Below are 14,021 nucleotides of genomic sequence, written 5' to 3'. Positions count from 1 at the left end.
GTCACCGAGCATCCATGCCAAAGTCGCAACGATCCGTTTCCGACGTCCTGCAGCTCCAGGCCGATGTGCTGGTGCTGGGCGGCGGCCCGTCGGCCGCCTGGGCGGCTGTCGCTGCGGCCGAGAGCGGCGCAAAGGTGGTGCTGGCCGACAAGGGCTATCTTGGCACCAGTGGCGCCACCGCACCGTCCAACACCGGCACCTGGTGCGTGCCGCCGGGCGACAACAGGCACGCCGTGGTCGAGCGGCGCTGGCAGCGCACCGGCGAACTCGCCGACCCGCGCTGGATGCTGCGCTGCGTCGACACTGCCTATCGCAACCTGCTGAAACTCTCCGAATGGGGTTACCCGTTTCCGAGCGAGGATGACGGTCGGCTCTACATCGCCAATCTGCGCGGCCCGGACTATATGCGTTTCATGCGCCGCCGGGTGCTCTTGGCCGGCGTCACCGTGCTCGACCATCATCCCGCGCTCGAATTGTTGTCGGATGGCGATGCCGTCGTCGGCGCCGCCGGCGTCGCCAGGCAGGCCGGCCATGACTGGCGCGTCGACGCCAGGGCTGTGGTGCTGGCGACCGGCGGCTGCGCCTTCCGCGAACGCATCCTCGGTGCGACCGGGCTGACCGGTGACGGCTATCTGATGGCGGCCGAAGCCGGCGCCAGCCTGTCGGGCATGGAGTTCACCGGCAAGTACCCGCTGGCGCCTTACGGCTCCTCGCTGAACAAGGGGTTGCCGTTCCGCTGGGCCTCGTTCCATCGCGAGGATGGCTCGCCGATCCTCGGGCCGACAGGCGAGCCGTTGCGCAACGGCATCGGCGACCGCGAGGAAGAGGTGGCGCGCGCTTTGATTGACGGGCCGGTCTATGCGCGACTCGACCAGGCCGAACCGGCGCTGCAAGGCTGGCTGCGCCAGGGCCAGCCAAATTGCTTCGTGCCCTATGACCGCGCCGGCATCGACCCGTTCAGCGAGCTGTTCCGCATCACCTTGCGCGCCGAAGGCACGGTGCGCGGCACCGGCGGCATCGACATCGTGTCCGACGATTGCGCCACGGGCGTGCCCGGCCTCTACGTCGCCGGCGACGCCGCCAGCCGCGAGATCATGACCGGGGCGGTGTCGGGCGGCGGCGCCGTCAATTCGTCCTGGGCACTGGCCAGCGGCTGGTGGGCAGGCAAGGGTGCCTCGACCCATGCCAGGCGCCGAACCGGCAAGGCCTTTCGCGGCACGGTGCAATCGCTCGGCCAGGCCGGTCTGCGTCCGGCGGCATCGCCGCGCGCCGACATCTCGGCAGGCGAGGTGATCGAGACGGTGCGCAACGAGGTCACACCACTCGACAAGAATTTCTTCCGCAGCGGCGACGGCCTGGAGAAGAGCGGCGAGCGGCTGGAGAGCGTCTGGCGCGACGTGCGTGACCATCTGCAGGGCGAGGGGCTGGACCGGGTCCGCACGCGCGAGGCGGCATCGATCGCCGCGGCCGCACGCTGGTCGGTGGCAGCCGCACTGCATCGCACCGAGAGCCGCGGCATGCATCGCCGCACCGATCTACCGGGCAAGAGCCCGGCCTTGGCGCACCGACTGGTGATCACCGGCGTCGATGATTTCCGCATCGCCGGGGCGCCCGAGCGGCTGGCGGAGCTGGCGTCATGATCGAGATCGTCTCGGCGACGCGCTGCGTGGAATGCGACATCTGCGTCAAGGTGTGCCCGGCCAACGTGTTCGACGCGACGGAGAATGGCGTGCCGGTGATCGCCCGCCAGGACGACTGCCAGACCTGCTTCCTGTGCGAGATCTACTGCCCGACCGACGCGCTTTATGTGGCCGAATTCGCCGAAGGGTCGACCGGCATCACCGAAGCCGAGGCCGATGCACGCCAGCTATTCGGCGGCTATGCCCGTGCGCTGGGCTGGAAGCGCGGCAAGGCCGGCGGCTCGGAATTCGACCCGACGCACCGCATCCGCGTGGCGCAGTGAACCGATCGGAGACTGACATGGACCGCCCTGACATGGACCGCCCAAGCATGGACCGCCCAAGCATGGACCGCATTGTCGTCAGCGAGATCTCCAAGACCTTCCAGCTCAAGCCGGGACAGTTCGTCACCGTCGACGGCGAGGCGACTGACCGCGTCACCGTGCTCGACGGTGTCGATCTCTCGATCCACAAGGGCGAGTTCATCACACTGGTCGGGCCTAGCGGCTCGGGCAAGTCAGTGCTGCTCGACATCATCGGCGGGCTGACGCAGGCGACCGGCGGCGACGTCCAGCTCGACGGCAGGCGCATTACCCGACCCGACCCCAAGACCGGCTATGTCTTCCAGCAATATGCGCTCTTTCCCTGGCGCACCGCGCTCACCAACATCGAATATGCTCTGGAAGTGCGCGGCGTTGGCAAGGCAGAGCGCACGGCGACCGCGCGGCATCTGTTGTCGCTGTTTGGCCTCGCCGGCTTCGAGGACCGTTTCCCCAACCAGCTTTCCGGCGGCATGCAGCAGCGCGTGGCGATCGCCCGCGCCTTGGCCAGCAATCCGGAAGTGCTTTTGATGGACGAACCCTTCGCAGCCCTCGACCAGCAGACGCGGGAGCTCCTGCAAGGCGAGCTGTTGCGGATCTGGGGCAAGATCAAGACGACGGTGATCTTCGTCACCCATTCGATCGACGAGGCGATCTTCCTGGCCGACCGCGTGGTGGTGATGACGGCGCGCCCGGGCACGGTGAAGGAGATCATCGACATCGACCTGCCACGGCCGCGCGACAGCGACATCCGCGCCAGCGCCGAATTCAACGGATATCGCGCCCGCGTCTGGGACGTGCTGCGCGACGAGGTCAACAGGGCGCAGAAGGACTGGACGCTGTCGCCAGCCTTCAGCCACTGAGGAGCTAGACCCATGGCCTATCTGACCGACAAGTTTGGCCCCGCCATCGGCTTTCGTGCCCTTGCCGGCACCGGCGAGGCCGCGATTCCGGCAAAAGTTCCCGCAACCAAGGCGCGCGGTGTCGCCCAGGGCGCCAAGGTTCGGAGGAAAAAGGCGCATTCCGGCACCTTCCTCTATGGCCTGCCGCTGCTCGGCCTGTTCTTCCTGCTCTGGGAGATCGCGCCACGGCTCGGCTGGCTGAACCGAATCTTCTTTCCGCCGCTGAGCGAAGTGTTGGTTGCTTGGTGGGACCTGCTCGCCTCGGGCGTGCTGATCGAACACATCGGCATCAGCCTGCAGCGCGCGGCGATCGGTTTTGCACTCGGCGTGCTGGTGGCGATCCCGCTCGGCCTGTTGATGGGGCGCTATTCTCTGTTCGAGAAGGTCAGCGATCTCCTGGTGCAGACGCTGCGCAACACCTCGCAATTCGCACTGCTGCCGGTGTTCATCCTGCTGCTCGGCATCGGCGAGGAATCGAAGGTGGCGATCACTTTCTACTCCTCGGTGTTTTTTCTCCTGGTCAACACGATCAGTGGCGTCAAGTCGGTCGATCCGCTGCTGATCAAGGCGGCGCGCTCGATGGGTACACCCGACTTCGATCTGTTCCGAAAAGTGATCCTGCCAGCCAGCATTCCCTCGATCGTTGCCGGTGCACGGCTCGCGGTGAAATCCTCGCTGTTCGCGGTGATCGGCGCCGAGATGCTGGCGGCAAAATCCGGCCTCGGTTTCCTCATCCAGAACTCGCAGCTGATGATGGAAACGGCCGACATGTATGCCGGCATCCTGACGCTTACCGTCATCGGCCTGACCGTCAACTACCTGCTCGTCTGGTTCGAACGCTGGGCGACTGCCTGGAAGGGCCAGTCCGAGACCTCGCTCATCTGAGCCATTCATTCACCCAATCAGGAAGGATTTCTCCATGCCCAGCACCTCATTCGACGGATTTCGCCGGTTGCTCCTGAAGGGCGCCATTGCCGTCGTCATCGGCCTTGGCGGCATGCCCGCCTTCGCGCAGGACAAACCCGATGTCATCCGCATCGGTAGCACGGCGCCGGGGCACCTCAAATTCATCCTCGCCCAGAAGGACGGCTGGTGGGAGAAGGAATTCGCCAAGGACGGCATCAAGGTCGAACTGGTGACCTTCAATGGCGGCTCGGAGGCGACCACCGCATTGGCCACTGGTGCGATCGAGTTCACCTACACCGGCAACAATCCGGCGCTGCGCGTGGCGGCGTCGGGTGCCGACGTCAAGCTGATCGGCCTGTCGAGCTATGTGAAGGCCGGCGGCTCCTACATCGTCGTCAAGACCGACTCGCCGCTGAAGACGCTGCAGGACCTCAAGGGCAAGAAGGTCGCCTATCTCACCGGCACCGTGCGGCATTCGAATTTCAGCAAGGCGCTGAACAGCGTCGGCCTGACCACCAATGACGTCGAAGGGTTGAATCTGCCTTTCGAGGCATCGGGTCCGGCATTGCTGCGCGGCGATATCGACGCCATTGTCGAGACCGATTCGACAGCGGCCAAGCTGGTCGATACCGGTGAGGCGCGCGTGCTCTTCGACACCGGTACCCATCCGGAATGGAACGTGCCGAACGTCATCTCGGCCAACGGCGCCTTCGCGGCGAAGTATCCGGACCTCGTCAAGCGGCTGCTGAAGGTCGATATCGAGATTTCGCGCTGGGCCGATGCGCACCCAGACGAGACGATCAAGACCTTTGTCGAGGCGACCAAATCGTCGGAAAAATCCGTCCGCAAGACCTATGCCGACGGCGTGTTCCACCAGGACCCGAAACTCACCGACGATGCGATCGCCGCCTTGCAGGGCGAGGAAAAATTCATGGCGAGCGCCGGGCTTTTGAAGGGTTCGATCGACTATGGCAAATGGGTCGACAAGAGCTTTGTCGACGCCGCCTCCACGGAAATCGCCGCCGTCCAGTAGACCAGAAGCATCTGATGGGGCGGGCTGCTTTGCAGCGGTGCCCCGTTCGGCTGGGTCTGTCAGATCTCCGGGATGTTCTCCTTGAAGATCACCTGCAGCCTTGGCTGGTGCAATTCATAGGGCAGCCCCCTGACCGCGTGGGTCAAGGTGTTGAGGGCCTCGCGGGCTTCGACGCGCGGGTTCTGGTCGATGACCGCGTCGAGCGTACCGTCGAGCAGAAGGTCCTTGGTGCCGTCCGTCACCTCATGGCCGAGGAAAACCATGGACTGGGCGCGGCCGCGCTCCTTGAGCGCGCGGGCGATGCCGGTGTTGCCGGCGCCGACATTGTAGATCGCGGCAAGGTCGGGATGGCGTTCCAGAAGCGCGGACGCCTCCGAATAGGCCTTTTCGCGGTCGTCGAGCATTTCGCGCATCTCGACGATCTGCAGATTGGGCGATTCTTCCGTCAGGATATGGCGGAACCCCATCTCGCGCTCTTCGTGGCCACGATAGGACAGCGAGCCGGCGAAAAGCGCCACCTTGCCCGGACGCCCCGGCCCCATGAAGCGGTTGAGCAGATAGCCGGCCAGCCGCCCCGCGGCGCGGTTGTCGATGCCGATATAGGCGACCCTCGGCACATGCAGGATGTCGGAGGCGATGGTCACCACCTTGATGTCGTTGGCTGACAGCGAACGGATCGCCTCGCGCACCGTCGGATGGTCGAGCGCGATGACGCCGACGCCTTGGGTCTGGCCACGCAATTCCTGCAGCAGGCGCGCGAGGCCGTCCGGGTTGAAACCTTCGATGGTGGCGATGTGCACATCGAGATCGGGCCGTGACTGCGCCTGCGCCTCGATCTGCCGGTGCAGCATTTTTATGAAGGAATTGGTGCCGGCGGGCAGCGCGAAGTCGAGCCGGATGACATCGCCGGGCAAGGGCCGCGGCGGCGTCCCGTTCGGGCCTTCGGCGATGTAGCCGAGCCGCTGCGCCATTTCGAGCACGATTTCACGCGTGCGCGCCCGCACGCCGGGGCGGTTGTTGAGCACTCGGTCGACCGTGGCGGCCGAGACACCGGCTTCCCGGGCTATGTCAGTCAGGGTGGACCGCACCGTCTTTCATCTCCTGTATGCGTCAGGTCGGCTGGCGCTGGCTTCCATGCCATCCGCGATTCTGATGGGAAATGATGTATCCGCCCTTGGCCGATGTGCAAGCCGCCGGGCTAACTCAAATCGTCCGACAGAGCTGCGCAGGGCTGGAAAGAGGCATTTCCCATCAAATCGAGGCATCAGGAGTGATTTATGGATCCTGGTATGGCACATTTTCTCGCTATATTTGCAATGTTGTGAGGTGTTTTGATTATTTATGATGTTGACAGCCTTCCCCTGCTGTCGTCAATATCCCTCAATAGGGTCGTGGAGGAAACGTGACCCTGAGGGAGGAGTCTCAATGTCGAATTTGATCCGCATGTCGCGGCGCCGCTTGCTGGCGTCCGGAGGAAAAGCGGCCGTGATCATGGCCGCCGCTGGTATTGCACCGAAATTCATTCGCCCCAGCCGCGCTTATGCGGCCGACGCGCTGGCGCCAGGGATGATCGGCGGCCCGACGGGCTTCGAAGGAGCCGAGCGCTACCAGTATGGCGCCGACACGCCGGAAGGCCGCGCCATCGAGGCGGTCAAGGCGCTGAAGGGCGCCGGCAAGGCGCCGGCCAAGATCGTGCTTGGCCTGTCGGACGGCTCGATCGGCCAGCTGACGCAGCCGTTCCCGGCCGGCGCGCCGTCGATCAAGGACCTGTGGGAAAAGGAGACCGGCATTCCGATCGAAATCGTCGGCCTGCCGAACGGCCAGGAATTCACCAAGACGATGCAGGACATCTCCACCAAGGGTGGGGCCTATGACATCTACTCGACGGAATGGAACCGCCTCGGCGACCTCGCCGAAACCGGCGGCATCGCCAAGCTCGACGACTTTGTCGCGCAGTACAAGCCTGAGTGGGACGATCCCAAGACCGGCTACGTCAACGGCGCCAAGGGCGTGTCGCTGCTCAACAAATATCGCGGCTCGAATTATGGCGTGTCCCTGGACGGCGACTTCCAGACCTGGGTCTACCGCACCGACCTGTTCGGCGACCAAGCCGAAAAGAAGGCCTTCAAGGACAGATACGGCTACGACCTGGCGCCGCCGAAGACCTGGAAGCAGCATGGCGACATCGCCGCCTTCTTCCAGCGCCCGGACAAGGGCCTGTTCGGTTCGACCGACCTGCGCAACCAGGGCTGGGGCTACACCAACTGGTATCAGCGCTATGTCTCGATGGCCTCGCCCAACCAGTTCCTGTTTGGCGATGACGGCAAGCCCCTGATCAATTCGGAGCAAGGCATCGCAGCCACCAACGAATATGTCGCCTCGTTGTCGCATCATTCGCCGGATGCGATCTCGTGGGGCTGGCCGGAACAATACGGCAATTTCGCCAAGGGCGGGGCGGCGATGACCTGCGCCTTCTCCAACCTGCCGAAATTCCTCGACAATGCCGGCAACAAGGATTCAGCTGTCACCGGCAAGATCGGCTCGATGCTGCCGCCCGGCCGCGAAATCGACGGCAAGCTGATCAGCCGCTCCGTGCTCTGGTTCTCTTTGACCGGCATGGTTTCGTCGCAGTCGAAGAACCAGGAGGTCGCGTATCTCCTGCTGCAATGGCTGGGCTCCGCCCGCATCTACGCCTGGATGAGCGCCAACCCCGGCGGTTATCTCGACCCGTTCCGGCTTTCGGATTTCTCCGATCCGCTGGTGCGCCAGACCTACCATGCCTACCACATGGACGTGGTGCGCGAGACGGTCGCCCGCACCGTGCCGACCATCAACTATCCCGGCGCCACCGCCTTCCACAATGCGCTGGACGAGAACCTCATGGCGGCGTTGACCAAGGCCAAGACCGCCGAGCAGGCGATGGCCGACACCGAAGCCGAGTGGAAGAAGATCGCTAGGCGCACCGGCGAGGACAAGCTGCTCGAAGCCATCAAGACAAACAAGGAGGCCTGGCCGACAGTTCTCGATCCGATCGCCTGATCCTCCCAGGATCCCGTCGAAGGAGGGGAGGAGCTTGCTTCTCCCCTCCGCCCACAACGCCACCAGCAAAGCTGCCAGATGAAGCGTTCCATTCCCTTCGAGATATTCCGCTATGCCGCGATCTTCGCGGCGATGGCGGTGACGCTCGTGCCAATCCTGTGGATGGTGTCGATGGCGTTCAAGCCGATCGCCGAATGGTCGGCGACCGGCGCCGACCTGACGTGGTGGCCGAAGAACCCGACGCTCAGCAATTTTCGTTTCGTCTTCGGCGAATCCACAAACAATTTGATCGTCGCGCTCGACCGTAACGCACTGAAGCCGATCCTGTCGTCGCTCTTGTCGGCGGTGTTCGGCACGGTTATCGCCATGTCGGCGGGCACGGCCGCGGCCTACGGCCTGTCGCGTTTCGGCTCCGGCCAGAACCTGCCGCTGGCGCTGATCCAGCTCAGGCTGTTTCCGCCGATGGCGGTGATGATCCCGGTGATGATCATGTGGGCCTTCCTCAATTTCACCGACAGCTGGTGGGGGCTGTCGCTGATCTACGGCATCGTCACCTTGCCTTTCGCCTTCTGGCTGATGAAGACCTTCTTCGACGACATGCCGCGCGAGATCGAGGAGGCGGCACTTGTCGAGGGCTGTTCGCGGCTGCGCGTCTTCACCCGCATCACGCTGCCGATGATGCAGGCGCCGCTGGCCAGTGCCGCGCTCTTCGTGTTCATCCTCAACTGGTCAGACTATCTGATCGCGCTGCTTTTGACGACGCGCGAATGGGTGACGATCCCCGTCTACATGGCTTCGTTGTCCTCCTCTATGACCGGACAGCTCTATGGCGCCAAGGCAGCCCTTGGCCTCATCGCCGCCGTGCCGCCCGTCATCATGGGCATCGCCATCCAGCGCCATCTGGTGCGCGGGCTGACTTTCGGAGCGCTCAAGCAATGAGCGCGGTGACTGCCACGATTTCAGAGGACGCGATGAAAACCGTCCAGGCAAGACCGGCCCTGCGCGACGAAGGGGCAAGGCTCGGCTTCCGGCTGACACTGCCGGCGCAGATCCTCGTCCTGTTCATCTCGGCCTTCCCGCTGTTGATGCAGCTCTACATCAGCGTCACCGACTGGTCGCCGCTGTCGGGCCTTGGCTGGTGGAACGCCTGGTCGCTGTGGAACAGTTTTGCCAACTACACCGACCTTGCCGCCGATGCCCGCTTCTGGAGTGCGCTGAAGCGCACGGCCATCGTCATGTTCGTCTGCGTGCCAGTGGAGTTCCTGCTCGGATTGGCGCTGGCGACGCTGTTTGCCGACGATTTTCCCGGCAAGCGCATCTTCTACTCGATCCTGTTGATGCCGATGATGGTGGTGCCGGCGGTGGCCGGCTACATGTTCTTCATGCTGTTCCAGTCGGGCGGCCCGGTGAACGACATATTGTCGTCGCTCACCGGCTCTCCAGTCACCATTGCCTGGCTGTCGGACCCGACGCTGGCGCTGTTTGCCGTCATGGTCGCCGACATCTGGCAGTGGGCGCCGCTGATGTTCCTCATCCTGCTTGCCGGCCTGGTCGGCGTGCCGGAGGAGCAGATCAAGGCGGCGACGCTGCTCGGCGCCAATCCGTGGCAGCGCTTCGTCACCATCGTGCTGCCGAAGATGAAGACAATCATCATCATCGCGCTGGCGATCAGGGTGATCGAGAACTTCAAGATCTTCGACACGCTCTACATCATGACTGGCGGCGGCCCTGGCGTCGCCACCGAAACCATCTCCGTCTACATCTACAAGCTGACCACGCAGGACCTGATCTGGGGCTATGTGGCGGCGATCGCGCTGGCCATATTGATCGTGCTGTCCATCGTCGCGGTGTTGGCCATGAAGCGCATGGCGCGGTCGCGCGAGGTGCCGGCATGAGCGCGATCCATCTGCAAAAGCTGGTCAAGACATTCGGCGACTTCACCGCGCTGAAGACCATGGACCTTGCCATAGCGGATGGCGAGTTCATGGCGTTGCTCGGGCCGTCTGGCTGCGGCAAGTCGACGACAATGAACATGATCGCCGGCATGGAGGAGCCGACCGGCGGCAAGATCCTGTTTGGCGAGCGCGACATGGCCGGTGTGCCGATGGGACGGCGCGGCGTCGGCTTCGTCTTCCAGAACTATGCCATCTTCACCCATATGACGGTGCGCCAGAACCTCGCCTACGGCCCAAAGATGCGAGGTGCCGCGAAGGCAGAGATCGACCGCCGCGTCGGCGCGATCGCCGAGATGCTGCAACTGACGCCGCTGCTCGACCGCAAGGCCGACCGGCTGTCGGTCAACATCTTGCAGCGGGTGGCGATCGGCCGCTCGGCGATCATGGAGCCGGCGATCTTCCTGCTCGATGAACCGCTCTCCAATGTCGACGCCGCTTTCCGGGCCGTCATGCGCACCGAACTGAAGCAGCTACAGCGCCAGTTCCGCCAGACCATGGTCTATGTCACCCACGACCAGCTCGAGGCGATGACCATGGCCGACCGCATCGCGGTGATGGATCACGGCGTGCTGCAACAGGTCGGCACGCCGCTCGAGGTCTACAACGATCCGGCCAATGTCTTCGTCGCCCGCTTCATCGGCGCGCCGGGCATGAACCTGCTCAAGGGCAGGCCGGCGGAGAGCGACCGCGGACTGGTCGTCGATCTCGGGCCGTTGGGCATCACTCCGCCGCTGCCGGACGCGCTCGCTGCGGCCATGCGTGGCGCGCGCGGCGAGATGCTTTACGGGTTCCGGCCGGAACAGGCGTCGCTGGTGCAAGATGGGCCGGGCCTCGCCATGCCGGTAAGCTTCGTCGAACGGATCGGTGCGCGCACCATCGTTCATCTCGGCCAGGGCGAGAGCACGGTGAAGACGGTGTTCGACAATGATGTCGGACTGGCGATCGGGGCCATCGCCGTCGTCGCGCCTGCCGCGTCGGCGGTGCGGGTCTTCGATGCCGCTACCGGCCTTGCGATCAAGGCAGGTTGAGATGGCTGATATTGTCTTTCGCAATGTGACCAAGCGCTACGGCAAGACAATCGCCGTCGACGACGCCTCGTTCACTGTCAACGACAACGAGTTCTTCTGCTTCTTCGGTCCGCCGCTGTCGGGCAAGTCGACAATCCTGCGCCTCGTGCTAGGGCTGGAGACGCCTGACGCCGGCGAAATCCTGATCGGCGGCAAGTCCGTCAACATGGTGTCGCCGGCCGAGCGCAACGTGGCGATGGTGTTCCAGAACCTGGCGCTTTTTCCGCATATGAGCGCGCTCGACAATGTCCGCTTCCCTCTGGTTGAACGCCGGATCGCCGAGCTCGAGATCAAAAGGCGGGTCGCCGACGTCGCGGCCAAGCTGCATATCGGCCACATCCTGCACAAGCCGCCGGCACAGCTTTCGGGCGGTGAGCGGCAGCGCGTGGCGATTGCGCGTGCGCTGGTGCGCGATCCCAATGCCTATCTGATGGACGATCCGATCTCGGCGCTCGACGCCAGGCTGCGCGAGGAAACGCGCGTCGAGCTGAAACGCATCCAGCGCGAGCTGGGCAAGACGTTGATCTATGTCACGCATGATCAGGAAGAGGCGATGTCGGTCGCCGACCGCATCGCCATCCTGGAAGACGGCAGGATCAGGCAGATCGGCGCGCCGGCCGAGATTTATGACCGCCCGGCCAGCACCTATGTGGCGAGGCTGCTCGGCTCACCGATGATGAATATCCTGAGATCTATGCGCGGCGAGAGCGGCGTCGAGGCGGCCGAAGGTGCGATCCGCATTGCCGACAAGGCTGCTCCCGCCAATGCCGTCGAGATCGGGCTCAGGCCGGAAGATATCAAGGTTAGTCCGTGGGCGGACGGGGGCACGGGCCGCCCGGCGCGGGTGTTCGAGGTTGAGCCGCTTGGCGGCTACACCGTGGTGACACTCGCTGCCGGGCAGGCGCGGCTGAAGGCATTGTTGCGCGGTCAGCCCGATATCCGGCCTGACGCAATGGTGGCGATATCCTGCGAGCCGGCCAGAGTGCATTATTTCGGGCAAAGCGGGGGAGCGCTGGCGAGATGACGGCGGCCGCAAGAAAAGAGCTTCGGGAGGATCAGATGGTAGATAGTGGCTTCGAGCCGGACGTGAAGGTGCGCACGAAAGAATACAGGATCGGCTGCGTCGGTGCCGGCATGATCATGGCCGAGTGCCATCTCGCCGCCTACCAGGAAGCCGGTTTCCCGGTGGTGGCGATCGCCTCGCGCACCAAGGCCAGCGCCGAGAAGGTCGCCAAGCGCTGGGGCATCCCCACCGTGCACGATACGCCGGAAAAGCTGATCGAGGACGGACAAGTCGAGATCATCGATCTTGCCTTTCCACCCGACCAGCAGCCGGCGCTGATCCGGCACGCGCTGAAGCAGAAGCACATCAGGGCGATCCTGGCGCAGAAGCCGTTGGCGCTGTCGGTCGAGGAAGCGGTCAAGCTGCGCGACGAGGCGGCGAAGGCCGGCAAGATCCTCTCGGTCAACCAGAACATGCGCTACGACCAGTCGATGCGCGTGCTGAAGCAGATCATGGACAGCGGCGCGCTGGGCGACATCGTCTTCGCGCAGATCGACATGCACGCCATCCCGCACTGGCAGAGTTTTCTCGAGGACTATGACCGGCTGACGCTCGCCAATATGAGCGTGCATCACCTCGACGTGCTGCGCTTCCTGTTTGGCGATCCCGACGAGATCACCACGCTGACGCGCAAGGACCCGCGCACGAAATTCGACCATTCCGACGGGATCACCGTGTCGACGCTGCGCTTCCCGTCCGGCGTGCTCGCCGTGTCGCTGGAGGATGTCTGGTCCGGCCCGCGCCAGGATGGCTACAAGGACGACCAGCACATCAACTGGCGCGTCGACGGCACCAAGGGCGTCGCCAAGGGCACCATCGGCTGGCCGACGGGCGCTGCCTCGACGCTGACCTATGCCTCGACCGAGACGACCGGCGGCGCGTGGGTCACGCCCCATTGGGACACGATGTGGTTCCCGCATGCCTTCATCGGCGTGATGGAGCAGCTGCAGCACGCGGTCAAGACCGGCGCGCCGCCGGCGCTCTCCGTCGCCGACAACGTCAAGACCATGGCGCTGGTCGAGGCGGGCTACCGCTCGATCGACGAGGGCCGCACGGTCAGGCTTTCCGAAATCGCCATCTGATCACCACAACCAAATCATCAAGCAACTCGAGTCGCTTACAGGGAGGAATTCACATCATGATGCAGGCAGGTATTTTCACGGGTTATTTCCCGTACGGTCTCGAAGAGACGGCGAAGAAGATCCGCGGGCTCGATTTCAACACGGTGCAGCTCGACCTGCATTTCAGGGATGTCGACCTGTCGGCCGGGCAGATCACCAAGGACAAGGCCAAGAAAGTCCGCGACACGTTTCGCGAACACAATCTGCCGATCTGCTGCGTATCGGGCTACACCAACATCATCCATCCGGACAGGGCCGAGCGCGACAAACGCGTCGGCTACCTCAAGGAGATCATCCGCAACGCCCGCCATTTCGGCAGCCCGTATGTGATCTCGGAAACCGGCACCTACAACACCGAATCCGACTGGGTGCATCACCCCAAGAACAAGACCGAGGAAGGTTTCGAGGAATGCCGCAAGGTGATCGCCGACCTCGCCCAGACGGCCTATGACCACGGCGCGGTCTTCCTGCTCGAAACCTATGTCAACAACGTCGTGGGCTCTGTCGAGGAGACGGTAAGGATGTTCGCCCAGGTCGACCATCCCGGCCTCGGCCTGCTGATGGATCCGACCAACTATTTCGAGACGCACAACATCGACCGCATGGACCAGATCCTGAACCAGGTGTTCGACACGCTGACCGACAAGATCAAGATTGCTCACGCCAAGGACGTCAAGCGCTCGGGTAGCGACAAGTCGGAAAAGCACGCCGATATCGGCGACGACAACGCCATGGAAAGCCACACTTTCCGCGGCGTCGGCGAGATCGAACTGCCGGCGCCCGGCCTCGGCTCGTTGAACTACGACCTCTACCTTCAGCGGCTGGCCGAGAAGCATCCGAACATCCCCGTCATCATCGAGCATCTGGCCGAAGACGACGTGCCGCGCGCCAAGAAGTTTCTCGACGGGAAGTTCCGCGCCAACGGCCTGTGATGGT

The 14,021-nt window shown here is 63.9% G+C and carries 13 protein-coding genes; 12 read left to right on the top strand and 1 reads right to left on the bottom strand.

Going from position 1 to position 14,021, the window contains the following annotated elements; genetic code table 11:
* Positions 1-14: 14 nt before the first annotated feature.
* The 5 genes from BPNPMPFG_RS09315 (at position 15) to BPNPMPFG_RS09295 (ending at position 4,840) form a co-directional block, all read left to right on the top strand.
* Positions 15-1,640: an FAD-dependent oxidoreductase gene (locus BPNPMPFG_RS09315; RefSeq protein WP_258594902.1), complete on the top strand. Its 1,626-nt coding sequence runs from the start codon at positions 15-17 to the stop codon at positions 1,638-1,640.
* Positions 1,637-1,963, top strand: a complete 327-nt coding sequence (locus BPNPMPFG_RS09310; RefSeq protein ID WP_258594900.1) for a 4Fe-4S dicluster domain-containing protein — start codon at positions 1,637-1,639, stop codon at positions 1,961-1,963. The genes BPNPMPFG_RS09315 and BPNPMPFG_RS09310 overlap by 4 nt, the downstream gene beginning before the upstream one ends.
* A 62-nt stretch (positions 1,964-2,025) precedes the next feature.
* Complete coding sequence (locus tag BPNPMPFG_RS09305) at positions 2,026-2,862, top strand: ABC transporter ATP-binding protein (protein ID WP_258596686.1); 837 nt, start codon at positions 2,026-2,028, stop codon at positions 2,860-2,862.
* A 12-nt stretch (positions 2,863-2,874) separates the two neighbouring features.
* Positions 2,875-3,786, top strand: a complete 912-nt coding sequence (locus BPNPMPFG_RS09300) for an ABC transporter permease (RefSeq protein WP_258594898.1) — start codon at positions 2,875-2,877, stop codon at positions 3,784-3,786.
* A 34-nt stretch (positions 3,787-3,820) separates the two neighbouring features.
* On the top strand, positions 3,821-4,840 hold the full coding sequence (locus BPNPMPFG_RS09295; protein WP_258594897.1) for an aliphatic sulfonate ABC transporter substrate-binding protein: 1,020 nt from the start codon (positions 3,821-3,823) through the stop codon (positions 4,838-4,840).
* Positions 4,841-4,899: 59 nt separating this feature from the next.
* Here BPNPMPFG_RS09295 and BPNPMPFG_RS09290 read toward each other — a convergent pair whose 3' ends face one another.
* Positions 4,900-5,928: a LacI family DNA-binding transcriptional regulator gene (locus tag BPNPMPFG_RS09290; RefSeq protein WP_258594895.1), complete on the bottom strand. Its 1,029-nt coding sequence runs from the start codon at positions 5,926-5,928 to the stop codon at positions 4,900-4,902.
* Between the two features lie 337 nt (positions 5,929-6,265).
* Here BPNPMPFG_RS09290 and BPNPMPFG_RS09285 point away from each other — a divergent pair, with 337 nt between their 5' ends.
* From BPNPMPFG_RS09285 to BPNPMPFG_RS09255, 7 genes are all read left to right on the top strand, one after another.
* Positions 6,266-7,879, top strand: coding sequence for an extracellular solute-binding protein (locus BPNPMPFG_RS09285; RefSeq protein ID WP_258594892.1), 1,614 nt, complete (start codon positions 6,266-6,268; stop codon positions 7,877-7,879).
* A gap of 78 nt (positions 7,880-7,957) precedes the next feature.
* A complete protein-coding gene (locus tag BPNPMPFG_RS09280; protein ID WP_258594891.1) occupies positions 7,958-8,818 on the top strand; it encodes a carbohydrate ABC transporter permease in 861 nt (286 codons plus the stop codon).
* Positions 8,815-9,774, top strand: a complete 960-nt coding sequence (locus tag BPNPMPFG_RS09275) for a carbohydrate ABC transporter permease (protein WP_258594889.1) — start codon at positions 8,815-8,817, stop codon at positions 9,772-9,774. The genes BPNPMPFG_RS09280 and BPNPMPFG_RS09275 overlap by 4 nt, the downstream gene beginning before the upstream one ends.
* Positions 9,771-10,862 (top strand): ABC transporter ATP-binding protein, encoded by a 1,092-nt coding sequence (locus tag BPNPMPFG_RS09270; protein WP_258594887.1) that lies wholly within the window; start codon positions 9,771-9,773, stop codon positions 10,860-10,862. The genes BPNPMPFG_RS09275 and BPNPMPFG_RS09270 overlap by 4 nt, the downstream gene beginning before the upstream one ends.
* Before the next feature lies 1 nt (position 10,863).
* Complete coding sequence (locus BPNPMPFG_RS09265; RefSeq protein ID WP_258594885.1) at positions 10,864-11,925, top strand: ABC transporter ATP-binding protein; 1,062 nt, start codon at positions 10,864-10,866, stop codon at positions 11,923-11,925.
* Between the two features lie 35 nt (positions 11,926-11,960).
* Positions 11,961-13,046, top strand: a complete 1,086-nt coding sequence (locus BPNPMPFG_RS09260; protein WP_258594883.1) for a Gfo/Idh/MocA family protein — start codon at positions 11,961-11,963, stop codon at positions 13,044-13,046.
* A 56-nt stretch (positions 13,047-13,102) separates the two neighbouring features.
* A complete protein-coding gene (locus BPNPMPFG_RS09255) occupies positions 13,103-14,017 on the top strand; it encodes a sugar phosphate isomerase/epimerase family protein (RefSeq protein WP_258594881.1) in 915 nt (304 codons plus the stop codon).
* The last annotated feature ends 4 nt before the right edge of the window (positions 14,018-14,021 follow it).

The sequence above is a fragment of the Mesorhizobium sp. AR07 genome (assembly GCF_024746815.1).
Taxonomy (GTDB): domain Bacteria; phylum Pseudomonadota; class Alphaproteobacteria; order Rhizobiales; family Rhizobiaceae; genus Mesorhizobium.
This window is presented reverse-complemented; position numbering and strand designations above follow the sequence as displayed.